A 26,913-nucleotide genomic window follows, 5' to 3' on the forward strand; every position below is an offset into this window, starting at 1 on the left:
AGTACAAAGCGATAGCTAAAAGCGCGTAGATCGCCAGAGAAGAGATCAGCAGGATCGTGTCTCCGCTTGACGCTCTTTGTTCTGGAGCGAGTCCGGCTAACTGGGCGGGCAAGCTATTATAGACGGATATAAATGAGAGTGCCAAAGTAGCGATGGCAAAAATTATGCCCCGGGTGAACCAGGCTTTTTTTCGTTTACGATAACAAAGATGAGTGCGACGAGACCGAGGATGCCGGTGAGCACAACGCTTGCGAGAGACATGATCGCGGCACTGCGTTCTTGGCCGCTCATCCACGTCTTAAACGATTGCGGGGTTTCAAAATAAGGCAGCAGCGTTGTAGTTTTACCGTTTACCACCGCGACTTTCAAGCTCAGAACCGCGCCTTCAATCCGCTGGCTATGACTGATGAACCGCGATTCCGAGCCAGTCACTTGACCTAATATGTTTTTGTTTTCGACCCATTCATATGTAAAATCGTTGGGGTTGTATCCGGCTCTGGTGAGGGCTTTCTCTCCCTCCAGGCGGATTTCATCGTCCGTACCAGCACCTGTTGTGATGACACCGGATGCGGTCGTTTCTTCCCAGCCGATCACCTCAGCGGATTCCGTTGCGACGCGAACGAACATTTTATGGTCCGACCCGTTCTCGGGGCGTAATTCCACTTCCCAGAAGGTGCGGGGATACTTGTTTCCGAAAGTGTCGTTATACGTTTTATCGAGGTTGTTTTTGCCGATAAAGGTATTCATGTTCCGGTCCGCATTGAGGATCGTACGGGATAGCTTGGGCTCTGCAGACGCAAAATAGGCCTTATACCAATTAAGCGCCGCGGATTCAGCAGCTTCACGGCTTATTTTCGGCTTGGTTTCCGCGTTGTCCATATCGGTTTCACCTTTAGACAAGTACCATTGATTGACGCCAAAATAAAGCACAACTCCAATTATAGCTAATACGAATAGTGGAACATTCAACTTGACACGAAACAAGAATGGTCTCCCCCTTATTCACTGTCCCTCATCTATAAGAACGGCGTCAGCCGATTATCCTTGTCTATTATAACCTTTTGCGTCAACGTGAGTCTAATACAGCTAAAACAGTAAAAAGTTGGCGCTTCATCGGCTTTTTCACAGCTAATTCGGAAATATCGCCAAAAATGGCGAAAATTCAATGAAAGTCATTTTGTAAGCCGAGGGAAATGCGTACTATAATCAAATGATGTTTATCTTTGATGAGGTTTTAAATCATTTTCCGGCGGTTCGCCTATAAGGAGAGACTGGACTTGCTAGCAAAATTATTTACTCATTTAAAGCCACCGCAAATTTTAGTGCTTGGCTTCGCCGGCATTATTTTGTTGGGAGGCTTTTTGCTTACCCTGCCCATGTCTTCGGCTACCGGAAATCACACTCCGTTCATCGATGCGCTTTTTACGGCTACTACTTCCACATGTGTGACAGGGCTTGTTACCGTGGATACCGGGACGCATTGGTCCGAGTTGGGACATGTTATCATTTTGCTCCTTATTCAGGTAGGCGGTCTTGGATTCATGACCATGGCTACGCTGATCGCGATGGTATTTCGTAAACGAATCTCCTTAAGAGAACGTCTTGTCCTTCAGGAAGCGTTAAATCAGAACTCCATGGAGGGCATCGTCAGGCTGATCCGCAAAGTTTTCATTTACGCCATAAGCATTGAAGCCGCAGGCGCCTTGCTCTTGGCTATTCGCTTTTCTTATGATATGCCGCTGGGTCAAGCGATATGGTTCGGAATTTTTCACGGGGTATCCATGTTCAACAATGCGGGCATCGATTTGTTCGGGATGAAGACCGGTCCCTTCAGCAGTCTCACATCTTACGTGTCGGACCCCTTGGTGAATATCGTGGTTATGCTTCTGATTATTCTCGGCGGCATTGGCTTTATTGTCATATCCGACGTGATTGAATATCCCAAGCGAAGAAAACTGTCGCTGCATACCAAGGTCGTTCTAACGGCGACGACGTTTCTCATTGTTTTCGGGGCCCTCGTCATTTTTATCTTCGAATTCAATAACGAAAGAACATTGCAGCCCCTGAGCCCTGGCGGAAAAATTCTCGCAGCCTTCTTTCAATCGGTTACGCCGCGAACGGCTGGAGCGAATACCATCGATTTGGGCGGCATGCGGCAGGCTTCGCAATTTTTTACCGTCATTCTCATGTTTATTGGAGCATCGCCTGGCTCAACGGGGGGCGGGATTAAAACGACCACTTTCACGATTATCGTCGGTGCGATGGTTGCCATGATCCGCGGCAAGGAAGATATTGTGCTATTCCGCAATCGGCTGGCGAAAGACCGGATCAACAAAGCCATTACTCTCACGTTTTTGGCGCTGTTCCTTGTCCTTGGGGTCTCGATGGTGCTCTCAACAACGGAAGACCGGCAATTCCTTGCTATTCTTTATGAAGTCACCTCCGCTTTTGGCACCGTCGGCTTGACGATGGGGATTACTCCCTCGCTCACGATGGTCGGTAAGATCATGATTATTGTAATGATGTTTATCGGGCGGCTCGGTCCGTTGACATTGGCTTATGCGCTGCAGCCAAAACCGGAAAAAGAATTGTTCCGCTATCCCGAAGGGAAAATCACCATCGGATAACAAAAAGGAGATTAAGGTTCCATGAAGAAAAATAGCTTTGTCATTATTGGTTTGGGAAGATTCGGAGCGAGCCTTGCCCGGGAGCTGCACAGCCTTGGCTTCGACGTATTGGGCATCGACAAAAGTGAAGAGCGCATCAGTGAGATGAGCGAGTATTTGACCCATGCGGTTGTGGCCGATTCCATCGATGAGGAGGCACTCCGCTCCATCGGTGTCCGTAATTTCGACTGCGCTGTTGTGGCTATTGGCGATGATATTCAAGCTAGTATCATGACAACGATTTTGCTAAAAGATATGGGAATCAAGAAGATCGTAGCGAAAGCTTTAACCAAACTACACGGCAAAGTACTGGAGAAAATCGGCGTCGACCGCATCGTGTTCCCGGAACGGGATATGGGCATCCGCGTCGCTCATCAGCTAAGTACGCCGAATCTGCTTGATTATATCGAGTTATCCAAGGAATATACGATCGCAGAGCTTAGCGCTTCCGCAAAAATTAACGGGTATACGCTGCGCCAATTGGATACCCGCGCCCGCTTTGGCTGCATCGTCGTCGCTATCATCAATCGCAAAGCCGGTCGAGTAAACATCGCTCCTGCGGCTGAGGATCAGGTAGAGGAAAGCGATGTTTTGGTGGTCATCGGCACAAACCAGCAAATCGACCGGTTCGAAAGTGCTTTGAACGCGTAACGCTGTCAGCACAAAGATAGGAGACGGGAATGAGCGCAACGACTGAAACGATTCATCACCTGCTGTTTTTAATTATCATCATCTGCGGGCTTGGTATGGTGTCCGGTAAGCTGGCATCCGTGTTGAAGCTTCCCGATGTGGCTTTTTTTCTCTTCGCCGGCATGATCGCAGGACGCGGGCTGCATTTGATCGATGTAGAGAGCGGCAGCTTGCTGAACCAGTTGATCCTGACCGGCGGCTCCGTGCTGATCCTTTTTGACGGCGGGCGCAATATTGGGCTTGGAGGCTTAAAAAAAGTCTGGTTGACGATCACGCTTTTAAGCGTACCTGGAGTGCTGATCAGCTGCGCGGTGACTGCGCTGGCCGCTCATTATTTTCTCGGGCTGGACTGGCTGTATGCACTTCTCATGGGTGGAGTTATCGCTTCGACCGACCCGGCAACCTTGATTCCCGTCTTCAAACAGGTGAAAATCCGTCCGAAGGTGAGAGAGACGGTTGAAAGCGAGTCTGCCTTTAATGATGCTACAGGCTCTATCGTAACCTTTTCAATCTTGGCCATGATAACCGGATCTTCCGGCGGGGGCTTTGGCGGGGATGTGCTTGAATTTCTGCGGATGGCCCTGGGAGGAATCGCCATTGGCATGGCGGTGGGTCTTATTGCCTCCTATCTTGTGGCGCATATCCATATCGGTTTTTTGCGGGAGTATACGACCATCGCGATGGTGATCACCGCTTTAGCTGCTTATTTGCTGGGAGACACGCTGAAAGTCAGCGGGTTTATGGCAACCTTTGTCGCCGGATTAATCTGGGGCAACGCCAAGCTTTTCAAGCTGGATATGAAAGAACGCAGCACGGAAATGTCGCACTTCTCGGAAAATATAACCGTTATCATGCGGATGTTGATTTTTATCCTGCTGGGCAGTCAAGTCAATTTCGGCGTGATCATTGACTACTTCTGGCCAAGCTTGGGCGTCATCGCCGTGTTCATGCTGCTGGGGAGGCCGCTTACGGTGCTGGCATGCGCTTTGCCGGATCGGCGCGCTAAGTGGGAGCGGAATGAGATTCTCTTTATGTTTTGGGTGAGGGAGACAGGGGTGATCCCCGCTGCTCTTGCCGGCATGATCGCAGGTCTCGGCATCGACCATGCCGATGTGATCTCCTCCGTCACGTTTATGGCGGTGCTGGTGACGATTCTATTCCAGGCCAGCACTACCGGCTTCGTCGCCCGCAAGCTGGGGCTTGAAGTCGGCAGCGTGAGTGAGCGGGAGTGAAGTCGGTGCGCTACGTGAAATTCCTGCAAAAATGCAGGCTCTTGCCTTTTCGGATAACAGATGCTTAATAAACCTGCAAATGTGCAGGTTTTTTTGTTTTTGCTAGCCGGAAGTCGGAATTACGGTTGGAAAGCCTACGCCTTCTCTTGTGCAGGCTTTTGTTGTAAACGGAGGCGGATTGACAGAAATTCCTTGCGAAAATCCCCTGGTTTAAGCGTTACTTAGGAAATCGTTGGTGAAAAGGGAACCTTTTTTGCATGATCGGTGTCTAATCCGTTGAGGTGAGCCGTTTGGACGAGGAGTTTTTACCGCATATCGCCAGTTTGGATTCTATGACGTTCCGCCAGTTGATGACGAAGTATGGCCCTGACGTATGGAACTATGCCTATATGCTGACCCGCAGCAGGGAACTGGCGGACGATATATCCCAAGACGTTTTTATAAAAGTCTATAAAAAGATCTCGACCTTTCGCGGCGATTGCACCTTTCGCACATGGTTATTCGCCATCACTCGGCGTACCGCTTTGAATTACAGACGCATCGCCTTTTTTCGCATGGAGGTCGTTGGACTAGTGAAAAACATTGGAGGCATTTCCCGGTCTGCAGAAAATGAGGCGTTGGACCGATTGGAGTCGGAGGATTTTTGGAATGAAGTCTTGCGCCTTCCCGTGAAGCTTCGGGAGGTGCTGCTTTTGGAGGGGCGCCATGATATGGCGGTCAAAGAGATTGCTGCATTGCTCAATCTTTCGGAAGGGACGGTCAAGTCGCGTCTTCATCGCGCGAGACAAAAATTATCCGTTGCCTTAAAGGAGGAATCGCCGTATGAACGAGCTTAAACCGGATTGGTACAACTTGATGAAGACTTCGATCACGAAAAAAGACGGGTTTACTCTCGGAATCATGCAGCGGGTCGAAGTTCGAACAAGCGGAAAATCCGGAATGCGGAAACGCCTCAAGTATCGGCCGTTAACCCTGTGGTTCGGCTGTGCGACAGCGGCGGTATTGGTGCTGGCTATCCTTTTTTGGTTAGGTCGAGATTGGAAAATGGAGGGGTGGAGTGGGCTATATTCCCGCGTGCCGGCTGAGGCGGTGACAACAGTTCATCAAACTCCCGACAAAGTGCAGCAGGAGGAGGCGTATCCCTCTGTCGTTCCTTCAACTGGGCCTGGTGGCACTGACACGCAACGGCCTATGACAACCTTGGCTCCCCCCGCTCAAGATGGTCTTTTTGGCGTCAAATCAGGGCAATCTTACCGGGTTTCTGAATTTCACATCCTGCAGAATATGCCGATTGAAGCCAATAGCATGCTCAGTTTTCAGGTATGGCCTGGGGAAACCTATACGATTGGCCGGCTTAGCGGGATTTACGCCGAGCTTCTGGATAACGGGAATTTCGGCTGGCTGCCGGCTTGGTATTTGACATCGGAAGCGGCAAAAGTAAAAAAGGTAGTACCTTATACGATGCTCGTTCCCAAGACGATCAAGTTGTATCCCTATCCGGGGGCGGTTCTCTATCCCTATTCCGCTGAGCTGTCGGAGGGAAGGGTTGTTGAAGTACGAGAAATCTATGAAAATTGGTGCAAGATTGCTGTCTTCACCTTTAATGAAGTTGAGCCGGCTGATTTTTGGGTGCGGAAAAGCGATCTCGCAGAATATGAGCCAGAGCGGGCAAAAGACGGACGCATTAGAAGGGATGCCATCATTTTTGATGAAAAAGGTGCGAAAATCGAGCATGGAGGATTTCATTCTTCCTACCCTTATGTAATGAAGAGCGGAGAAACAATCATATCGAAACATGGGCAGCTACTTGAAGTAAGCGGGCTTTACAATACAAAAATGTACGTGAAGCCGGAGGATTTTTTACCCAATCCTTTTGCCGAAGAGGTGGATCCTGCCATAAACGGCGGGCGGTTGGCCTTGGACCCTCCAACTTCCTCCGGGGAAAAGATTAAGCTGGAGCTGCCCGATGGCTGGCAGTGGAAGAATGAGCAAGCCGTTGAAGATGAGAAGGTTGCAGATCAGTATGGGATCTATAATTCATATGGCGATCGGCTCGGTACACTACTTCGAACGGCTGAAGCCACATATGATTCGTCGGCCCGGGAAGGCGCCACGATCTTGCAGTCGCTTCCTGCGAGTACTACTCTAGGCAAAGGTGATCTGCATGTGATGGAATCGCCGGTTGACCGGGTCTATGCGACGGAGCAGCATCCGGTGCAGCAAAAGATCTATGCCCGCCTTTCGATGAAAAAGAACAACGAAAGCTGGTACTTGTATCTTCAGCCCCTTCCCGGAGAACAGGTGGCGGATTATCTGCCGGTGATCAAAAAGCTGCTTGGCTTGAAGTAGCCGTCAACCGTATAAAACCCGCAAGACGCTTGTGGAGCCGGACGCTGCCACTTTGCATCTGCGGGTTTTTTGTCGTTGGAACGGAATCACTTCATCCGTTGTCATGAGTAGAAAAGCATTCTCTCGCCCGGTCCACGAAAGGCTGGATGAAGCCGCTCGAAGCCGCTTCTTCAGTGAATATGAGGGAAGTGGTGCGCTTCGCTTCTATCAACTCTGGCAGAGGCAGCATTTTTAGTCCGCTTCCTGTCAGCAGTTCCGGCCGGAGATACGACATGGGAAGCAGAGCGGCCGCCCGGATGGATGGCAAGAGCCGGATGATCACCTCGAAGGAGTCGATCTCCATCTTCACGTCCGGTTCTACGCTGAAACGATGGAACACTTCGTCCATCAGCACCCGGTACCAGGTTCCCCGGGAAAATAAGATCATCGGAAGCCCGTCCAGATCGGCCATCGACGCGGATGGCTGCACCAGCAGGGGGTGTGCTTCCGGCAGTACGAGGCAGAGATGATCGTCAAATAGAGGAACGCAGTGGATGCCGGCATGGTCGACCTGGGAAGCGACAATGCCGAGGTCCACTTTTTTATCTTTTACCAGGGTGATGATTTCGTGGGTTTTTCCCGTGAGCACCGCAATGTCGGTTTCGGGAAAATGCGCCGTATAGGAGGTGATCAAATCGGGCAGCGTAGATTGAAGCGTCGTTAAGCTAGCGCCGAGAGTAAATCGGACTGGGGCCAGATGGTCGCGGATACGGCTGATGCCCCTGATCAGTTCCCGCTCCAAGTCTCTCATTTGGACGGCGTAATCGTAACAAATGCGTCCGGCGCGGGTTAAATTGAGCCGTTTTCCCACCCGCTCAAACAGCTTGACCCCTAACTCTTCCTCCAGGCTCATGATCTTGCGGGATACGGCCGGCTGAGAAAGATTCAGTTGATTCGCTGCCTGATTGATGCTTTGTTTTTCCACAACAATGGCGAAAACGTCCAAGTTTTCCAAGATTACTTCAATCCCCTTATACGTTCTTGTTATTAATTATTATACCTAATTATTATTTCCATTATAAAGAGAAAAAGAGTACTATGAATTTGATCACTAAGTTTTCGGCCTTTTCGACATCTTTGTGACTTCTGGTACAAGGATTACGAATAAGTGTAATCCTTGAATAGTAGTGGAGTGTAGGAGAATGATTTTTGGGAGGATTGCGTAATTCATGAAAGGAAACTCGTATCATTTTCGCAAGATTCATTCTTTGCTCGGGGTCATTCCGGTGGGCTTCTTTCTCGTTGAACATCTGATCACGAATTATTCCGCATACAACGAGGGGCATCAAGCGTTTATCGACAATGTGAAATGGCTGAACAGCCTGCCTCTTATTCTCGTAATTGAGGCGCTCTTCATTTGGCTGCCCTTGCTTTATCACGGCGTATACGGTTTATACGTCGCCTATACGGCACGAAACAACGTGAAGAATTACGGATACTTTCGCAATTTAATGTTCACGCTGCAGCGTGTGACGGGCGTGCTCACCTTCCTGTTCATTTCCTGGCACGTCTTTGAAACCCGAATTCAGGTTGCCCTCGGCAATGTGACCCATGAGGAACTCGGCGTAAAAATGCATGATATTTTCACCCAGCCTATTCCCTTTGCGCTTTATGCAATCGGTGTCATTGCCGCCAGCTTCCATTTTTCCAACGGCATGTGGTCGTTTCTCGTCAGTTGGGGAATCACCATCGGCCCACGGGCGCAGCGCATCTCCGGTTATGTCTGGCTCGGCGTTTTCGTGGTGATGGCCGTCATGTTTGTTTTGACGATGGTTGCTTTTACAGGCAGCGAATTCCAAGATACGTCGACGATCGTTACGAAAGGATGAGATACCCGTCATGGCAAATTCTAAAATTATCGTAGTTGGCGGTGGCCTTGCCGGCTTGATGGCAACGGTTAAAGCAGCCGAGTCCGGCGTATCCGTCGATCTTTTCTCTCTTGTTCCGGTAAAACGCTCTCATTCCGTATGCGCCCAAGGGGGCATCAACGGAGCGGTCAATACAAAGGGGGAAGGGGATTCTCCCTGGCTGCACTTTGACGACACGGTGTACGGCGGGGACTTTCTCGCCAACCAGCCGCCGGTTAAGGCAATGTGCGAAGCGGCGCCCGGCATCATCCATCTGATGGACCGGATGGGGGTCATGTTCAACCGGACGCCGGAAGGCTTCCTCGATTTCCGCCGCTTCGGGGGGACGCTGTTCCACCGTACGGCTTTCGCCGGCGCCACCACCGGTCAGCAATTGCTTTATGCGCTGGATGAACAGGTACGCCGCTGGGAGGCGGCAGGGCTGGTCAATAAATTTGAATTTTGGGAGTTTACTTCCGCAATCGTCGATGACGACGGCGTCTGCCGGGGGATCGTGGCGCAAAATCTGCGCTCCATGGAGATCCAAGCTTTTAAGTCTGACGCAGTCATTATGGCGTCAGGCGGTCCCGGCATTATTTTCGGCAAAACGACGAACTCCGTGATCAACACCGGTACAGCGGCTAGCGCCCTTTACCAGCAAGGTGTCTATTATGCCAACGGCGAGTTCATTCAGATTCACCCGACGGCCATCCCAGGCGATGACAAGCTGCGGCTGATGTCGGAATCGGCCCGGGGCGAAGGCGGACGCATCTGGACGTATAAGGATGGCAAGCCGTGGTATTTTCTCGAGGAAAAATATCCGAAGTACGGCAACCTCGTACCCCGGGATATCGCCTCGCGGGAAATTTTCGATGTGTGCATCAACCAAAAGCTAGGGATCAACGGGGAAAACATGGTGTACCTCGACCTCTCTCACAAAGATCCGAAGGTACTGGACGTCAAGCTGGGCGGCATCATAGAAATCTATGAAAAATTCATGGGCGACGACCCTCGGAAAATCCCGATGAAAATCTTCCCGGCTGTACACTATTCCATGGGCGGTTTGTGGGTCGATTACAACCAGATGACCAACATCCCTGGCTTGTTCGCAGCAGGTGAGTGTGATTATTCCATTCACGGTGCGAACCGGCTGGGAGCCAACTCCCTGGTTTCCGCGATTTATGGCGGCATGGTTGCCGGACCGAAGGCGATTGAATATATCAAGGGGCTGAAAAAGCACGCCGAGGACGTTTCCTCCCTTGCTTTTGAACGGGAAGTAGCCCGCCAGCAGAAGAAGCACGAGAACTTGCTGCTCATGGACGGCAAGGAAAATCCGTACCAGCTTCATAAAGAGCTCGGCGAATGGATGACGGCGAATATGACTGTTGTCCGCCACAACAAAAAGCTGCAGGAGACGCTGGATAAGATCCAGGAGCTGAAGCAGCGTTATAAAAACACCGGTATGACGGACACCTCCGGCTGGAGCAACCAAAGTCTTGCCTTCACCCGTCAGCTTGGGAATATGCTGGAGCTGGCCCAAGCCATGACCCATGGTGCGCTGCTTCGCAATGAGAGCCGCGGCGCTCACTATAAGCCGGATTTCCCGAATCGCGATGATGAAAACTTCCTGAAAACAACCAAGGCAAAGTATACGCCGGACGGACCGCAAATCACCTATGATCCGATTGACGTATCGCTGATCCCGCCCCGGATACGGGATTACTCGAAAGGAGATCATTGATCATGGCCGTTCAGCCTAGAGAGATAACGCAAACCTCCCCTGCGGGAGCGACGGACCGTACCGTCAAATTCATCGTTACCCGCCAGGAAGGCCCGAATGCCAAGCCTTATGTCGAAGAGTTTGAGGTTCCTTATCGTCCGAACATGAATGTGATCAGCGCCTTGATGGAAATCCAGCGCAATCCGGTAGATATCGGTGGCAAGCAAACAAGTCCGGTTTGTTGGGAGTCCAACTGTCTGGAGGAAGTATGCGGTGCATGTTCGATGGTCATCAACGGCAAGCCGCGTCAGGCATGCACGGCACTGGTCGATAATTTGGAGCAGCCCGTCCGGGTGGCGCCGATGAAGACCTTCCCGGTTGTACGGGACCTGGTTATCGATCGCGGCCGGATGTTCACGGCTTTGAAGAAAGTGAAAGCGTGGATTCCCATCGACGGCACCTACGATTTGGGCCCGGGACCGCGGATGGCGGAAACGACCCGACAATGGGCGTATGAATTATCCAAGTGCATGACCTGCGGCGTCTGTCTGGAGGCTTGTCCTAATGTCAATGATAAAACCGACTTCATCGGCGCGGCTCCGATCTCGCAAGTGCGGCTATTCAACGCCCACCCTACCGGAGCGATGAACAAGGACGAGCGATTGGACGCCCTGATGGAAAGCGGCGGCATCGAAGGCTGCGGCAACTCGCAAAACTGCGTCCGTGCCTGCCCGAAAGGCATTCCGCTGACGACTTCTATCGCGGAAATGAACAAAGACACGACCAAGCGCTTGTTTAAAAAGTGGTTGGGCATGTAATACGAAAAACCGGCCCTGGGGCAGAGTGAAGACACTGCCTTAAGGCCGGTTTTTTTGTTTCCGCATTCGCATTTATTCGGGCAGTAAAGGCGACGGCTTGCCTGTGTAGATCAGCGTCAGCTTATGCAACGCCCGGGTACAGGCCACGTAAAGCAGCTTGGCGTCGCGGGTGTCCGCGGCATAGCTATTTACGTCAGCATCCGCCAGAACGACGGCGTCAAATTCCAGACCTTTGGCCAGATAGGCGGGAAGGACGGACAGACCACCGCCGTACTTTTCCTGGCCAGCCTGGATTAGCGACGGCGCGAGACCGGCTTTTTCCAGGGCGGCTTGGAGACGCTCCGCCTCCGGCATTCCGCGTGTGATGACCGCGACGGTATCGATGTCGCCCTGGCTGCGAACCGCCTGCACCGCCTTGATCACCGCCGCTTCCCGCTCCTTGTCGGAAGCCGCGGCGGTTACTTCCACCGGATCGCCGCTGCGGAACACAGGGACCGCCAGGTTTTCCTCGGAGACGCCACCTCGGAGCAATACCTCGTTGGCGAAGGCGATGATTTCCATGGTCGAACGGTAGCTGCGGAGCAGCTTATGGAAGCCCCGTTTCTCCGGCTCAAACAAGCTCATGAATTCATCCCAGTCGGCGATTCCCTTATAGCCGTGAATACCTTGGGCTAAATCGCCAAGGACGGTGAAGGAACCGCTGCGGACATGATCGTTCAACAGAGAGACTTGAAAGGGAGAGAAATCTTGGGCTTCATCGATCACCGTATGGTCGAACAGAGCTTCGCTCTCGATGCCGTAGAACCGGTTGTGAATGTAAAGCAAGGGAGCCAGATCGTCGGCGGCAACCGTTTTCTTCTTGGCAAGCTTTGCTGTCGCTGCCGCCACTTCTTCGGGTATCTCGACGGACCAGCTATCCGGACGCCAATCCGGTGACTTTGCATCGTCGTATAGACGCGTGTACCAAGCGAAGGGCAACGTATCGGGCAGCAGCTTCAGATAAGTACGCAGACGTGCGGACCCTTTCTTTTTGTATTCCTTGCGGACCGACTCGCTGCGGATTTTGTCCAACTCCATCTCCAACCAGCGTTTTGATTCGGCCTTCCAGCCGTTCTTTTCTTTTGGCTAATGGATAATGGCCGTATTCTTCATAAAACCACTTGCGGATTTCTTTAGCCCTGAGGGTTGCGCCATCCCAAGGGTGATAATCCTGAGGGGGGATGAAGGATTCTTCGAACCGTTTCATTGCTTCGTCCAAAAGTGACTGATAGGCGATAGAGCCTTTATAACGGCTGTTTTTCTCCGCCTCAATGCTCGGTCGTTTGGCGCCGACAGCAAACCATTTCCCGTATTCGTCGGCAGGGTCTGCCAGCTTAAGCTCTTCCTGCAGCCGGTTGAGCGCCCAATCAGCGAAAGTGGTTTGCCGAATCTCTCCGACGCCCAGTTCCGGCAGGACGCCGGATATATAATCGAGGAACATCCGGTTGGGAGCGAAGATGATCATCCGTTCGGCCCGGACGCTCTCCCGATATTGATACAGCAGGAAAGCCAGTCGGTGCAGGGCGACAGTGGTTTTCCCACTACCCGCTACCCCCTGGATAAAAAGGGCGGTGTTCCGCTCGCCCCTAATGATCTTGTCCTGTTCTGCCTGGATTGTGGAGACGATATCCCGGAGCCGGTTATCCTTGTTTTCGCCGAGGCGGTACAACAGAAACTCGTCGGAAACGCCTGTGGCGTTGCCTTCGCCGCCTCTAACGTAGGAATCCACGACACGCTGCAACTCCTGCTTGCGGATGACGATGTTCCGTTTGAGATGTACGGTCCCGTCGATGGTGCCGTCGGGCGATTCATACGAGGCGCTATCCTCTCCACCCGTAAACGAATAAAAGAGGCCGGCTACCGGCGCCCGCCAATCGATGACCATAAGCTTGCGGCTCTGCTCATCCTCAATTCCGTTCTTGCCGATGTACAAAGCCATCGCTTCCGGTTTGCCTTCTTCTTGAAAATCCAATCTGCCGAAATACGGTTCGTCCTTAGCTCGTTTCAGGACGCCTCTGCGGGCTTCCCTTGCGCTCTCCAGTACTTGTTCCGTGAAATCGTCGCCGAAGTAGCGGGGAACGGACTCCAGGCGGTCCAACTGGCGGCTGATTTCTTTAGCCGTTCGTTTGTGGACCGCCGCTTCCTCCAGATAGGCACTTTGATCGTTCTCGCTCAAAATCAGTTACCTCCATGGCTTTATTTTCAAATTTTTCGAGATAGGAGATAACTATAGCATAATGGAGACTCCGGGTACAATATTGAAGGAGGCCGCCGCTGTGCTGGGTCGGAAAATGTTGTAAACAAAATGTAATATTGTTGTTATGTTAACCTAATATTCGCTTGCTATTATAATAAACAAGACCCCCCTTTTTTCATATAATACTTGATGGCCCGCCCCGTTGGCGGGCCTCTTTTTTTGTCTGCTAATCGACGCACGAGAAGAGAAGACAAAGCAGCCATGCTACCACGGCTGCTCTGTCTTCTTTGTCGTTCACCTGATATTTCTCCACCAAGTTGGTGAAAGGTTGATAGGATTCCCAGACCCAAGATCGGCCAACTTTATATGGTAAATCATCGACCTAGCCCCAATCGGCGGGTCACTTTTTTTTGTTTTCTCATTCATTTTTCATTTTTCTCTTATCGTAATCTTAGATTTGGCCCTTATGATGTTTGCATGGACCTAATCTGATGGAGAAGGAGTGAACGGGATGCTTATTACGAACAAACTAACAAAACGTTATGATAATGGTTATATAGCAGTAAACAAACTGTCCATTCACGTGTTTAAAGGTGATGTATATGGATTTTTGGGACCCAACGGTGCGGGTAAAACGACTACAATCCGCATGATAACCGGTCTACTAGACCAAACATCCGGTGAAGTGCAAGTCGATGGAATGGAAGTTGGAAAACACGTAGAAGAGATTCGCAGAAAGATTGGCGTTTTACCCGAATCGCATGGATATTATTTATGGATGTCGGGGAGAGAATATTTGCATTTTTTCGCCAATATGTACGGAGTTCCGAAAAACCAAATACGTGGACGAGTGGATGAGCTGCTGGAACGAGTAGGTCTCGCCCAAAAAAGCAACGAACGAATCCAGCATTATTCGCGAGGGATGAAGCAGCGGCTAGGTCTGGCAAAAGCGATTGTCCACAGCCCGCGACTTATCATCTTAGATGAACCTACATTAGGATTAGATCCTCAAGGACAACGAGATATTCAAATCATCATAAAAGAATTGAATGAACAACTTGGCGTTACTATTTTTATTACCTCTCACTTGCTCAGAGAAATCGATGAACTATGTAATCGCGTTGCAATCGTAAAGAACGGAAAAATACTGGAGGAAGGCTGGCTTTCTGAATTAAAGGATAAATACCGGGAAAGCGGGGAGATGATGTCCTTGGAACATATTTTCCTAGAGTTGACTGGGAAAGAGGAGGGGGTAAGCTGATGCTTACATATTTGATAGTCAAAGAGGTAAGAGAGAACCTATTATCCCTGAAAGGGGCATTATGGATGCTCTTTGCTGCTATTTTATTTAGCAGTTTATCCTACAGCTTTGTAACGGTTAAGGAACTAAGTTATATTTCCCAAGTAGAAATGATGAATACTTTTATGAAAGTCGTCCTTTTGTTTGGGTTGCTTATTACGCTCATTCTGGCCGCCTCATCCATTGCGAGCGAAAAGGAGCGTGGCACACTTGAAAGCTTGATGCTAACCCCTATTTCCAAACGCAAGCTGGTCGCCGGCAAATGGATGGGCGTTATTGCTGCTTGGGTCGCCGTTACAGTCATTGCTTCGCCTTATGTATTTACGATCGCAAAGGGTACCGCGATAAGTGGGCAAGTTGCGCTATTCATGTTTGGGTTTGGAACACTGATTATAGGTAGTTTTACAGCTGTAAGCTTAGGGCTGTCTTCGATATTCCATTCGTCCAAAAATGCAATGATACTATCTATCATCTTCTTTTTAATGTTCGCATTACCAGCTTTTTTAAGCACAACAACCAAAAAAAACGGATTTGGAAAGTTCATTGATACGATAAGTCCCTTATCAGGCGGCATCAAAATGATGAAGAATTTGTTTGTTAACAAAATGTCCATCGCTGCAGCTATGGGTGCCTCCCCCTCTATTTTTATCTTTTTCGTTGTCTCTCTTGCCTTTTTAGTATTCGCCGTTCAAAAGCTAACATTGCTCGGAGGTGACGGAAATTGAGAATAGCCCGAATCCTTACCTTCTGTTTACTATTCCTGGCCATTCTGCCGGTAATGGCTGCACAGGCAACTTCTGTACAATCAGCTTCCCCACTGTCCGTCGAAATTGTGTCACCGAACCTTATAGACGGCGTTCCAGGACTAGAACAAAAGATTCAGGCGCGTATAATGAATTCATCGGACCATAGTATCCAAGATGTCATGGGGTATATTACGATGGCTAATTTGACTCGGCACATGACTGTTAATTTAGAGGACTATAATGCGGACAAACCGGTAACTATTGGCAAACTGGAACCTAGAGAGAGTAAAGTCATTGATTTGCCTATCCGATTAGTTTATACCGGTCGCTATCATCTATACGTTACGGTTGTGTCTTCTGAAATGCCCAATATTGCTTCAAGTATAGCTATACCTGTTACCATCACTTCCAATTCCAAGCTGGATATAAGGGCTGTTACTATTGTGAGCGTTGTGGTACCTTCTGTATTACTACTTGTCAGTGCAGGAGCGTTCATGATTACGAAGTGGCGTCCAAAGTCAAAAGCATATCCTGCGAAGGAAATCTAGAACTTACATCAAATATACCTTTGACGGAATAAGTGGAGGAGCCCCGTGAATAAGCCCCATAAAATACTAATCATCGAAGATGAAGAGAAGATAAGCAGATTGTTGGAGTTGGAGCTTACCCATGAGGGATATATCGTGGAGCGTACCGAGACTGGCCGGTCAGGATTGGATAAGTCCCTTGAGGGGCAATGGGATTTGATTTTGTTGGATATTATGATTCCCGAGTTAAACGGGCTGGAGGTATTGCGCCGGTTGAGACATGCCAATTGTGAAACGCCGGTCATTTTACTAACTGCGCGTGGCGAAACACCGGATGTCGTCAGTGGATTAGATTTGGGAGCCAATGATTATATTAAGAAACCATTTCAGATCGAAGAAGTGTTGGCGCGGCTCCGCGCTTGTATTCGCAACGACAAAAGAGGAGTCGTTCACCAATTAACAGATTTCTCAAGCCAGCTTCTTGCCGCAGGAGATCTTACACTGAATCGGCAAACACGGGAAGTCATTCGTGACAAAAAACAAATCGGTTTGACTCCAAAAGAATACGATTTGCTGCTCTATCTAATGGAGAACAAAGGACAAATTTTAACACGGGATCAAATCATGACTCATGTTTGGGGGTTTGATTTTGTAGGAGATACCAATTCTGTGGATGTGTACATTCGTTATTTGCGCATCAAAGTCGATTATCCCTTTAAGAAAAACCTGATTCACACTTCTCGAGGGGTAGGCTATTTCTTGAAGGAAATCCAAACATGAGCATGAAGCGAAAAATAGCTATTCTTACGACTCTGTGGTTCAGCGTACTTTTGATCATTGTGGATATTGCGGTCTATAACCTGTTTATTCAAACGGCTACGGATAACGAGCGGGATTCTCTTCAAACCAAGACCGAAGTATTCATCGGAAACAAGAGCATCACTGATCTGTTGAATGAGTCACCTTCCTATTTTCAGACTCACTTGCCAAATTACGATATGGTCCGGCTTTTGGATGGTCATGGCGAAATCTTGAAGCAAATTGGCAACGATAAAGACCTCTTAAAGATAGAGCCCCAATCAGTTGAAACTGTAAAATCAGAAGTGCTTAAGGATAACGGAAAACAGTTTTTGATGCTGCGTATACCCGTTGATTCGTCAAACAAAATTGTGGGAACCGTTGAAATCGTAGAGCGGCTCGATGCATTGGAGGAAAATAGAACGATCCTGATATCCATCCTGATGCTGGTCACAATCGGTGCCATCTTCTTATCGGTCTTAAGCAGCCGGTACCTTTCTAAAATGTTGATCAAACCCATATCGACCATGAGCCAAACGATGGAGGCAGTGGAACGAAGCCTGCAATTTTCTAAACTGCCCGACCTACCGAACAGCAGCGATGAACTTGGAGTTATGTCTGCAACGTTTAATCGAATGATGCAAAGGCTTGAAGACAGCTTTCACCGGCACCGACAGTTTATATCTGACGCATCCCATGAACTCAAGACTCCCATTACGATTATTGAAAGCTACGCTCGAATGCTGATACGCTGGGGGATGAACAATCCGAGCACCCGAGAGGAAGCTATAGAGGCCATCTACGGCGAAGCCGTTCGAATGAAAGAGCTTGCTCATCAGTTGTTGGACCTGGCATCTTTGGACGATCATCAACAGTTAAAGCTTGAACAGGTTGATCTAAAACAGTTGTGCAAGATGACAGTTGGAAGTATTTCCGGGATATATTCAAGAGAGATCCGCGTTTTCATTCCACAGGACTTATCTGTCGTGGTTGATCTCATGAAGATGAAGCAAATTTTGCATATCCTGTTGGATAACGCTTTGAAATACAGTAGTGAACCGATCGAGATTATAGCCGAAAAGGATGAAGAGGACGGAGGTGTTGTGATTCGCGTCAAAGATAAAGGGATCGGGATTCCCGATCACGAACTTGAACAGGTTTTTGAACGGTTCTATAGAATCGATGAGGCGAGAAACCGGAAAACCGGCGGTATCGGATTGGGACTATCCATTGCCAAGCGAATTGTACAATTGCATAACGGGACTATTCACATCAATAGTGAAGAAAATGTCGGAACGGAAGTTATTGTTTACTTACCACCTACCACCATTCCTGGTAAGGAATGAGCAATAAATGAACTGCTACGCGCACTTGCATTCAGTATACTCAAAGTCTCCATGTGGCTGGCCATTCGGGTTTGCTGCACATTCGCAGGATTTACTGGACGGTCAGCTGCCTAATAGACTTCAACCCAACCGTAGCAGATGAGTATGCCGGCTTGTCTATCCGCTTAAACCATCGCGGACATGCCGCATGGGGAGTCACATGGCGTGAAGGTGAGAGACGTTTGTGCTTATCAGGGGCCAATGGGGACGAATCACTAATTGCTGAATACCCGTTGAGCTTCGGACTGGTTTATCTTCGTATTGAGGCTAACGAATCAAGTTATCGGTTTGCTTACTCTGCGAATGAGCAGGAATGGCAAGAGATAACCGAAGTGATCTCCTCTGAATGGATGTCTCCGGAACGAAACGGTGGGTTTACTGGAGTATGCCTCGGGCTTTACATAACCGGGGAGCATGCTCCTCGGGCATACTTTACAGAATTCAAATACAGATTCGAGATCAGGTAAGCAATCACAAATGAATTCTGTCAAAACCTAAGGGCATGGGCCCGGTATTATACCGAATCCCATGCCCTAAGTTTATTTATACATCGTGAATACCGTGTTCTTCGTTTGTTCGAGTTCCCAATTGATCACATCATCGTAGCCCAAGCCTTTTGCTTTTTTGATCATTTGCTGCTTCAGACTGTCAAACTCGGCTTGATTTTTGGCTAACATCATCTTCCACGAAAATTCTTTGATTACCTTGCCTACCTGGCTGTGCTTGAGCTTGATATCCGCAGGTTCTTCCGCAGGAGCCTGGCCGTTGAAGAAGGGTTTCGCGATCGCCACTTGATTGTGCTTCACAAACCATTCCTTGTCGGTCAACACACCCATGGCTTCGCGCCAGCTCTTCGTAACCGGATCCGGATTCCGCGTCAGCGTGGAATTCCAAAGATTGAAATCGTAGGGTTCGCTGGTTTCGGGGTTGATGCTGGACAAGGCAAGGGTCACATTGTTCAGTTTGCCAAAATTGCCGGCTCCGTCACTCCAAATGCCTCCACCGTACTGATCGGGAACCGGTGTATCTTGATTGTACATCGTTTGCTGTCCCAACTCGGTTAAGGTCGGTTTTCCGCTCGCATCCACATCCCAAGCCATGCCCTTCTGACCGTAGAAGCCTTCTTCGACGCCTTCCGGCGAGTACATCCAATCTAGAAAAGCCATTACGCGCTCCGGATATTTCGTTTTGGCGCCGATGGACCAAATCCAGCCGCTTCCGTACGGATTGAAGCCGTTTGAGTAAATCTGCTCTTCGCTGAATGGAACCAAGGCAAAGCCTTTGCCTTCAGCGGTATGATTTGGCGTGTTGTAAACATTCGTTAACCAAGGAAATTGCGCGAACAGCACTTGACCGTCCTTGATCTTATTCGAGACGTCGCCGAATTTTTGGGTCAAGGAATCCGGATCTAATAAACCCATCTGATTGGCATCGAAATAGAATTTTAAACCTTTCATATAATAGCTATTTTCGTCCAGGATGGGTTGATATTTCGCTTCATCGGCTTTGACGAGAACCAGGTCGCCGGAGTTGAACCCATCGGTTTCCGCATAACCGTAAAATTGCGCCGTAACCTTGGCGAGCGTGGAGAAGTCTCCATCCCAGTCCGACCAAAGTGAGAATCCGTATGTTTTCTTGCCCGATTCACTAGTCGGCTGCAGCTCCTGCATTTGCTTAAGAATCGGTAAATAGTCATCCAGCGTCTTGATCCCAGGGCTGCCGAGTTTTTGATAAAGATCCCAGCGAAGATACGGGCCGAACGTCATGGTTGCGCCTTCGCTAGGACCATCGCCGTTGCCTACACCGTTGCCGATTCCGTAGATGGCGGTATCGTTGCCGTATTGCTTACGGTTTGCTTCCAGTGCTTGAGCCGCATATTTCTGCATATTTTTGCCGTACTTGTCGAGCAGTCCGTTCTTGGTCCAATCCAATACTAACCCTGCTTTGATCGAGTCGGTGTAATTTTTACCGCCCATACCAACGACCAAGTCGCCGAGGCTGCCCGATGCCATCTGCGTGGCGACCCGATCATTGCTTCCCTGAATGATGTTTAGCTTGATGTTGAACTTGTCTTTGACAAGCTTGGCGAACCAGCCCGGCTGCTCGCCTGCATAATTGGCCAATGTGGAAAATACCTGCAGCGTAACTTCCGGCTCCTTGGACCAATCCGTAATCGTGCCTTCGGTTCCACCACCAGTTCCCTTATCGGTCCCGGCTGAAGCGTTTTGTCCGGACGATGGGCTGTTCGAGCCTGTTGCATTCTTGCTCCCGTTGTTGCATGCCGTGGAGAAGACCATAAGGAGACATACGAGGGTCAAGAGGAAAGACCATTTTTTTTGTTTCAACATACGTGCAAAGACCTCCCTGAAATTGGTTTAACCGCAATTCGTAACCAACCAACTTATTTCCCGCAAATCGCTTTTGTTGCAATTACTTGCAACAGGTCCGATCACCTCCTCAAACCGAGTCAAGGACGACCACACTAGCCTTTGACCGCGCCAATCATAATACCTTTAACGAAAAATCGCTGAAAGAAAGGATAAACGAGCAGGATCGGGATGACGACAATGATCGAGACCGTCGTGCGGATCGAGGTAGGCGTCGGCATAATGGACAAATTCGAGCGCATTCCTCCGGAGGATTGCTTCATGATTTCTGCAATCGACAATGCTTCGTTCATATACCGCCATAAAATGAATTGCAGGGTGAATAGCTTTGAATTTGTCATCAAGAACAGGGTGTCATAGAATTGATTCCACTGCCCAACGGCGGAAAAGATCGTGATCGTGGCCAGGATCGGCGTAATCAGCGGTATGACAATCTTCCAGAAGATCGTCATGTACCCTGCGCCATCGATTTGTGCGGACTCTTGTAAAGCAACCGACGTCGATTCAACGAATGTTTTAACCAAGATGATATAGAAGGGCGACACAATTCCCGGAAGGATATACGCCAGAAAATTGTTGGTCAAACCAAGATTGCGCATGGTCAGATACCATGGAATCAATCCGGCGTTAAAGTACATGGTGATCACGAGGAAACGGTACCAGAATCGCCGCCCCCACATCTCGTTTTTGGTAAACAAATAGCCCAAATATCCAGATGCCGCTACGGTCAAAACGGTACCTATCACAGTACGCGCTGCGGTCACCCCAGCTGCTAGAGTCAGGCCGGGAATCCGAAAGACATGCTCATAATTGGAGAACTGGAGTCCCTTTGGGTAGAACATGATAAGCCCTTTGCTGCTCAAGTCGTTGTTGCTGATTGTATTGATGAACAAATAGTAGAAAGGAAAGATGCAAGCCACGGTGAATAAGGCCAACACCATATAATTGATGAAGTCGAACAACGTAAACTTATTTTTTTTGGCCATTCCTCTCGTTTCCTCCCTTTGCCATTAGATGATGCTCTCGCCGCGAATCGCCTTGGACAGTCCGTTAGCTCCGAAGAGGAGGAACAGGCTGACAAGGGATTTCATAATGCTGACGGCTGTGGCAAAGCCAAAATTCGAGTTCGCCATCCCGATGTTGTAGACGTACAAATCCAGCACTTCGATATTGCTCATGTTCATGGCGTTCGCGAAGACGAAGTATTGATCAAGGCCGTTGTTGATGAAATTCGCAATAGACAAGATCAGCAACACGAAGTAAGTAGGGATGATTCCAGGCACGGTGATATGCCAGATCTGTTTGAAACGGTTTGCTCCGTCGACTCTAGCCGCTTCATACAATTCGGGGTCGATTCCGGTGATCGCAGCAATGTACATGATCGCTCCCCAGCCCAACCCTTTCCAAACACTCCATAAGGTCATTGCCAGCCATGTGTGATGGTCGGAAGCGAGAATATTAGTGGGGGTATGGATCCATCCCAGGTTCATCAGCAGCTTATTGATAAAGCCGTTGTCGACGGAAAACATCATGAACGCAAACGAATACACCAATACCCAACTGATAAAATTGGGAAGAGTGGTAAAAGTCTGGACGATTCGCTTGAACTTCGTGCTCTTTATCTCCTGCAACAAGATGGCAAAGATGACAGGTAGAATGGATGTCAGAATGCCAAGCGAACTGATGGCGAAGGTATTACGCAAGACACGGATCATCTCGGCACGCTGCACTTCATTCGAAACCATCATGGAAAACCAGCGTAAGCCGACAAATTCGCTTTTGGATAAGGGGATCGCTGGGAAGTAATTGTATAAGGAGTAGATCCATCCATAGAGAGGTAAATAGGAAAAAAGGAATACAAGAACCAAAAAAGGAAACGCCATAAAGAAAAGTGTATACTTCCCTTTTAAATGGGGCTGTTTTCTTACGCCCAATGGAGTTTCTGCTGCTTTTGTTGCTGTGGAACTCATCTAACTCCCCCTTGATCTTTAAATGTTTTGGTGCGATGATCTCTTTTTAAGAACGCTTTCATCCAATCCCAACTTCCAGCCAGCACCTCGAAACAATTATCATTTTAGTTCAGCTCATATCCGGAAACCTTCATTATTGCGACTCAAAACAAGCATTATATAGACATCATTTCAGTCCATCTCTGATGGGAGAGATCGATCGGCTGCAGAAAAATAAACAGCCTTAGTCCGACGGAGTATCGGGCTAAGGCTGTATTCTTTTTTTGGTTATCTTTGATAATCGAAATAATCAAAAAACGCCGGCGTTTGAGAGGGATTTCCATTCCCGGTAGCGTACATTCCAAAATAAACACCGGTGAAGCCACCGGACACCTCAGTGGAGAGGTAAGAGCATTCTCCTTGCCCCATGATCCGCTCCTCGTTCCCGGGCTGTGAATAACTGAAGGTATAGGATTCTGCATCCGCTCTGATCGCGAGTATAATCTCTCCCGGTTCGAGCGGCTCTTCCCGTTCGACCTTCCACATGCTGCCGATGCGACGGCGAAACAGAATAAGTTTTGCTCCATCTTTCCGGACGACTGCGATTTCGTAGTGAGCCTTTTCGTTCATATAAGCGGCTAAACCGACTTCCTCGCCGTCGAACTCAGGTTCAAATGATACGAGTGCAGAAACACGGCATTCCAAATCCTGCTGCCTGCGGCCGATAAAGGTTTGCGGCGACTGGTGGTCTAACCCGTTTGCAGTCCCGTAAAGAGTGAGCCAACCCGTTTTTTTCTTGAGAGAAACCGTTCCTTCTTGCGGATTCCGGATATGATTCCATTGACTGCCCAAATACTCGAAATTGAAATCATCTCTTGCAAATCGCGACTCCGAGTCCTGCCCTCCTGTATAGAAGGCCGGCCCTTCCATTTCAAGATATACCTGGCCCTGATCGCCAATCACCGGCCAATCTGCCTCCGTCCATGCTACCGGAGCAAGATATGTTTCTCTGCCCAAGTGGTGATAGTAGGGGTAATGGAAAACTCGAATTCCCAGAAAGACCGCCCACCAACTGCCATCATGCGCCTGGACCAAATCGGCATGTCCTGTAGCTTGAATCGGATTTTGGATACTTCTATGGGTTAGGATGGGATTTTGCGGGCAGGGCTCGAACGGTCCATACGGCTGCTTGCTCCTTGCCAGGGTCACCATATGGCCATATTCCGTTCCGCCTTCTGCGATAAGCAAATAGTAAAAGGAACCGATCCGGTAAAGATGGGGGCCTTCTGGACTTTGACCGCCTGTCCCTTCCCAAACGAGCCTGCGTTCCGAGAGCAATGTTCCCGTATCCGGGTCGATCTGGGCCTGATAGATGCCTGGGGTTTCCTGATAGCTCCCTGTGCCCGTAATATAAATGTTCCCATCCTGATCAAAAAGGAGGGAGGGATCGATCCCTGGCCAATCCAAATAAATCGGTTCCGACCAAGGGCCTTCGGGCCGCTCCGCCCATACGATAAAATTACCGTTATACGATACATTGGTCGTAATCACATAAAATCGGCCATTATGGTGACGGATCGTCGGCGCATAAATTCCGACAAAACTGAAAGATTCGCTTTCCGATTTGCTGGTTAAGGGCAGTTGGTTGTCTCTGGACAAGCAATGCCCGATTTGGCGCCAATTGACTAAATCCCTGCTATGGAAAATCGGTAGCCCGGGAAAATATCCGAACGAACTGTTAACCAAATAGTAGTCTTCACCAACTCTGCAGACGCTAGGGTCCGGATAAAAGCCGGGTATGACGGGGTTTGCAAACTTCATGTCTTTCTCCTTTATCTCCAGTGATCGTTATTTGTGGAAGACAAACCCTTCCAATTCGCAGAGAGCCCTGCCAGCGAAGAACTCACCAAAGTATCCACTGTACTCATCCTCAAAGACTAGGAAAACCGAGTGTTTACCGGTTATAGACTTAACAATCGTATGGATAACTTTATCATCCGGTCCGATGTCACAGGTGCCGATCACTTCGCCGTTCTCGCTATGATCAAGAACGATTTTCATCTTGCCCTTGTTTCCGCAGCCCCGAACCTTGGCCGTAATCTCCATGGTTTTGCTGGAATAGTCGACTCCGAAGTCAAAATATTTGAACCCTATAACGCATCCGGTAGTAATCTGGACAATCGAACGATCGATTACATTTCTCTCGGTAATGAAGCATCCGCCTTTAAGCACGCAAGCCCAATCTGCCGGAGTGAACCGGTAAGGGGATAGCGATTGCTCGAATCCCAAAGAAGTCATCTCCACCTGAGGAATACTCCCATCGGGAAGAAGCTCAATCCGTTCCACGCAGGCACGTCTCGACATGACCGTATTATTGGTCATTCGATGATAAAAGATATACCACTGTCCATCGATCTGGCAAATCGATCCATGATTGTTGCCGCCGGGATAATCCACGCCATTGTCGACAATCGTGCCGCCGTATTGGAAGGGTCCAGTGGGAGATTTGCTCGTAGCATAATCAAGCCGACTGCCCATTTTGGGAGAATAAATCAAGTAATACGTATCTCCGACCTTACGAGGCGAACAGGCTTCAAAAAAGCCGAAGGGTTCATCCACTGGAATAATATCCGGTATAAAAGAATTTGGTAAAATTTCAACCATGTTATCCGCATTAATCTCAGCCATGTAGGAGCCGAGGTAGCCGCAGTAGATGTAAACCTTGCCATCGTCATCCACCAGAACGCCGGGATCGATAAATTGTCCCTCTTCCAGTAGTTGCGCACTGTTGTTCGGAACTCGATAGGTAGATATCAACTTGAAAGGTCCCTCAGGCTTGTCGCTTACCGCAACACAGCCCTTTGACCCGACGATGTACGCATAGAGATAGTAGTTTCCATCCTTTTCAACCACATCCGGAGCATAAAGCTCGCGGTCTGACCACGTTGTATCGCTCTCGTGATCCCGGTCCATACGCGTATGGAAGCTATCCCCATGACATGTCCAGTTGTTCAGATCATGAATATCGGCTGACCATACCTTCAAAGTGTAATCACAGAACCGGTCCGACCCTGCCAAGTCGTGCGAGCCGTATACGTAAACCCGGTTGCCGAAGACTCTCGGCTCCCCATCAGGGATGTACTCCCAATTCGGTAAATAAGGATTTGGCATTTTTGCTGTCCCTCCAGAGTTTATTGTGAAATGGAATATCGGCTTATAAAATGAACTTCTTTGCATCTATTTCAATATATAAGTCTAGTGCGATGCAAACTTTTGATCCTTGATTTTATGGTCTATCCTATAGCATGATATAGACATCATTTTATGGTTTGGGGGAGTTGAGCTCATGAACAACGTCTACCTGGACTGGTTTACGAAGGACGAGCAATTCCCGTTCTTCATTCAATATGGTGGACACGATGACGATCTATTTTTGCATAAACATTTTGAATTCTCCGAACTCGTGATTGTGCTAAACGGAAATGCTACGCATATCGTGAATGACGAAACGTACTTTATAAAAAAAGGGAATGTTTTCGTCATCAGCGGTGAAGCTAACCATGCATACAAAGACCCACATGATTTCAAAATTTGCAATATTATGTACAAGCCCGAAATTTTACGTTCCATCGGTCCGGATCTAAGAATTTCCAATGGATTTCAAGCACTTTTCGTAATTGAACCATTTTACCGCAATTTTCATTCGTATAAGAGTATGCTTAATCTTTCTCTCCCCAACTTGGAATACGTCTCATCTCTAATCTCTGTCATGATTGACGAGTATACCGAAAAGCACCAGGGGTATCAGACGATGGTACTTTCCCGCTTTATGGAGCTCGTCGTCTATTTGTCCAGACAATACGACAGCCAAGAGAAAAGCATGCCTAGTAATTTGATGCATTTAGCTAATGCGATCTCATTTATTGAGGATCATTACCTTGAACCGATTACTTTAGAAGATATAGCGGACAGTTCAAACGTTTCCGTCCGACATTTAAACCGGATTTTTCAGTCCTATTATCAAACAACACCAATGTTCTACCTGATACGGCTTCGTTTGGATCGAGCTTGTGCCTTATTGAAGCAAACCAAACTCCCGATAACAACTATTTCCTATCAATGCGGATTTAATGACAGTAACTACTTCACTCGGCAGTTTTCCAAGGTTTTCGGGATGTCACCCAAATCTTACAGGCTAAGTCAATAAGGGAATGAATGCAGAAA

The 26,913-nt window shown here is 48.8% G+C and carries 22 protein-coding genes and 1 pseudogene; 15 read left to right on the forward strand and 8 right to left on the reverse strand.

Annotation, left to right across the window (positions count from 1 at the left end; genetic code table 11):
* Positions 1-162: 162 nt before the first annotated feature.
* The gene (locus TJ79_RS24490) at positions 163-984 is read right to left on the reverse strand and encodes a hypothetical protein (RefSeq protein WP_040952977.1); all 822 of its coding nucleotides are present in this window, start codon (positions 982-984) and stop codon (positions 163-165) included.
* Between the two features lie 293 nt (positions 985-1,277).
* On the opposite strand from TJ79_RS24490, the gene TJ79_RS24495 reads away from it, so the two are divergent.
* From TJ79_RS24495 to TJ79_RS24515, 5 genes are all read left to right on the forward strand, one after another.
* Positions 1,278-2,627 carry a TrkH family potassium uptake protein gene (locus TJ79_RS24495; RefSeq protein WP_040952978.1) on the forward strand — a complete coding sequence of 450 codons (1,350 nt, stop codon included), beginning with the start codon at positions 1,278-1,280 and terminating at the stop codon, positions 2,625-2,627.
* 21 nt (positions 2,628-2,648) lie between these two features.
* Positions 2,649-3,317, forward strand: a complete 669-nt coding sequence (locus TJ79_RS24500; protein ID WP_040952979.1) for a potassium channel family protein — start codon at positions 2,649-2,651, stop codon at positions 3,315-3,317.
* Positions 3,318-3,346: 29 nt separating this feature from the next.
* A complete protein-coding gene (locus tag TJ79_RS24505; protein WP_040952980.1) occupies positions 3,347-4,588 on the forward strand; it encodes a cation:proton antiporter in 1,242 nt (413 codons plus the stop codon).
* A gap of 281 nt (positions 4,589-4,869) precedes the next feature.
* Positions 4,870-5,424 (forward strand): RNA polymerase sigma factor, encoded by a 555-nt coding sequence (locus tag TJ79_RS24510; RefSeq protein WP_238323137.1) that lies wholly within the window; start codon positions 4,870-4,872, stop codon positions 5,422-5,424.
* The gene (locus TJ79_RS24515) at positions 5,411-6,937 is read left to right on the forward strand and encodes a hypothetical protein (RefSeq protein ID WP_040952982.1); all 1,527 of its coding nucleotides are present in this window, start codon (positions 5,411-5,413) and stop codon (positions 6,935-6,937) included. Before TJ79_RS24510 ends, TJ79_RS24515 begins: the two co-directional genes overlap by 14 nt.
* 91 nt (positions 6,938-7,028) lie before the next feature.
* Here TJ79_RS24515 and TJ79_RS24520 read toward each other — a convergent pair whose 3' ends face one another.
* Entirely contained in the window at positions 7,029-7,931 is a 903-nt protein-coding gene (locus tag TJ79_RS24520) for a LysR family transcriptional regulator (protein ID WP_040952983.1), read from the reverse strand.
* 214 nt (positions 7,932-8,145) lie between these two features.
* Here TJ79_RS24520 and TJ79_RS24525 point away from each other — a divergent pair, with 214 nt between their 5' ends.
* The 3 genes from TJ79_RS24525 to sdhB are packed head-to-tail and all read left to right on the forward strand — an operon-like array spanning position 8,146 to position 11,361.
* Complete coding sequence (locus TJ79_RS24525; RefSeq protein WP_040952984.1) at positions 8,146-8,805, forward strand: succinate dehydrogenase cytochrome b558 subunit; 660 nt, start codon at positions 8,146-8,148, stop codon at positions 8,803-8,805.
* Positions 8,806-8,815: 10 nt separating this feature from the next.
* Positions 8,816-10,564 carry a succinate dehydrogenase flavoprotein subunit gene (gene sdhA / locus TJ79_RS24530; RefSeq protein ID WP_040952985.1) on the forward strand — a complete coding sequence of 583 codons (1,749 nt, stop codon included), beginning with the start codon at positions 8,816-8,818 and terminating at the stop codon, positions 10,562-10,564.
* A 2-nt stretch (positions 10,565-10,566) separates the two neighbouring features.
* Positions 10,567-11,361, forward strand: coding sequence for a succinate dehydrogenase iron-sulfur subunit (gene sdhB / locus TJ79_RS24535; protein WP_052339979.1), 795 nt, complete (start codon positions 10,567-10,569; stop codon positions 11,359-11,361).
* Positions 11,362-11,433: 72 nt separating this feature from the next.
* Here sdhB and TJ79_RS24540 read toward each other — a convergent pair.
* A pseudogene (locus TJ79_RS24540) lies at positions 11,434-13,576 on the reverse strand (HelD family protein).
* Between the two features lie 532 nt (positions 13,577-14,108).
* Here TJ79_RS24540 and TJ79_RS24545 point away from each other — a divergent pair.
* The 6 genes from TJ79_RS24545 to TJ79_RS28710 are packed head-to-tail and all read left to right on the forward strand — an operon-like array spanning position 14,109 to position 18,820.
* Positions 14,109-14,858, forward strand: a complete 750-nt coding sequence (locus TJ79_RS24545; protein WP_040952986.1) for an ABC transporter ATP-binding protein — start codon at positions 14,109-14,111, stop codon at positions 14,856-14,858.
* A complete protein-coding gene (locus TJ79_RS24550; RefSeq protein ID WP_040952987.1) occupies positions 14,858-15,622 on the forward strand; it encodes an ABC transporter permease in 765 nt (254 codons plus the stop codon). The genes TJ79_RS24545 and TJ79_RS24550 overlap by 1 nt, the downstream gene beginning before the upstream one ends.
* Before the next feature lie 53 nt (positions 15,623-15,675).
* Positions 15,676-16,191 carry a hypothetical protein gene (locus TJ79_RS24555; protein ID WP_155988029.1) on the forward strand — a complete coding sequence of 172 codons (516 nt, stop codon included), beginning with the start codon at positions 15,676-15,678 and terminating at the stop codon, positions 16,189-16,191.
* Positions 16,192-16,236: 45 nt separating this feature from the next.
* The gene (locus tag TJ79_RS24560) at positions 16,237-16,950 is read left to right on the forward strand and encodes a response regulator transcription factor (protein ID WP_040952989.1); all 714 of its coding nucleotides are present in this window, start codon (positions 16,237-16,239) and stop codon (positions 16,948-16,950) included.
* Between the two features lie 2 nt (positions 16,951-16,952).
* Positions 16,953-18,314, forward strand: a complete 1,362-nt coding sequence (locus tag TJ79_RS24565; protein ID WP_238323139.1) for a HAMP domain-containing sensor histidine kinase — start codon at positions 16,953-16,955, stop codon at positions 18,312-18,314.
* Between the two features lie 53 nt (positions 18,315-18,367).
* Positions 18,368-18,820, forward strand: a complete 453-nt coding sequence (locus tag TJ79_RS28710; RefSeq protein WP_420319403.1) for a beta-xylosidase family glycoside hydrolase — start codon at positions 18,368-18,370, stop codon at positions 18,818-18,820.
* A 72-nt stretch (positions 18,821-18,892) separates the two neighbouring features.
* On the opposite strand, the gene TJ79_RS24575 is transcribed toward TJ79_RS28710, so the two are convergent.
* The 5 genes from TJ79_RS24575 to TJ79_RS24595 all read right to left on the reverse strand — a co-directional run bounded on the left by TJ79_RS24575 (position 18,893) and on the right by TJ79_RS24595 (position 25,860).
* Entirely contained in the window at positions 18,893-20,701 is a 1,809-nt protein-coding gene (locus TJ79_RS24575; protein ID WP_040952992.1) for a type 2 periplasmic-binding domain-containing protein, read from the reverse strand.
* 134 nt (positions 20,702-20,835) lie between these two features.
* Entirely contained in the window at positions 20,836-21,726 is an 891-nt protein-coding gene (locus TJ79_RS24580; protein ID WP_040952993.1) for a carbohydrate ABC transporter permease, read from the reverse strand.
* A 24-nt stretch (positions 21,727-21,750) separates the two neighbouring features.
* Positions 21,751-22,488 carry an ABC transporter permease subunit gene (locus TJ79_RS24585; RefSeq protein WP_238323138.1) on the reverse strand — a complete coding sequence of 246 codons (738 nt, stop codon included), beginning with the start codon at positions 22,486-22,488 and terminating at the stop codon, positions 21,751-21,753.
* A gap of 489 nt (positions 22,489-22,977) precedes the next feature.
* Positions 22,978-24,510 carry a glycoside hydrolase family 43 protein gene (locus tag TJ79_RS24590; protein WP_040952995.1) on the reverse strand — a complete coding sequence of 511 codons (1,533 nt, stop codon included), beginning with the start codon at positions 24,508-24,510 and terminating at the stop codon, positions 22,978-22,980.
* A 27-nt stretch (positions 24,511-24,537) separates the two neighbouring features.
* Positions 24,538-25,860 (reverse strand): family 43 glycosylhydrolase, encoded by a 1,323-nt coding sequence (locus TJ79_RS24595; protein WP_040952996.1) that lies wholly within the window; start codon positions 25,858-25,860, stop codon positions 24,538-24,540.
* A 175-nt stretch (positions 25,861-26,035) separates the two neighbouring features.
* On the opposite strand from TJ79_RS24595, the gene TJ79_RS24600 reads away from it, so the two are divergent.
* Complete coding sequence (locus TJ79_RS24600) at positions 26,036-26,896, forward strand: AraC family transcriptional regulator (protein WP_040952997.1); 861 nt, start codon at positions 26,036-26,038, stop codon at positions 26,894-26,896.
* Positions 26,897-26,913 lie beyond the last annotated feature (17 nt).

Source organism: Gorillibacterium massiliense, from assembly GCF_000455485.1.
In the GTDB taxonomy this organism is placed as follows: domain Bacteria; phylum Bacillota; class Bacilli; order Paenibacillales; family NBRC-103111; genus Gorillibacterium; species Gorillibacterium massiliense.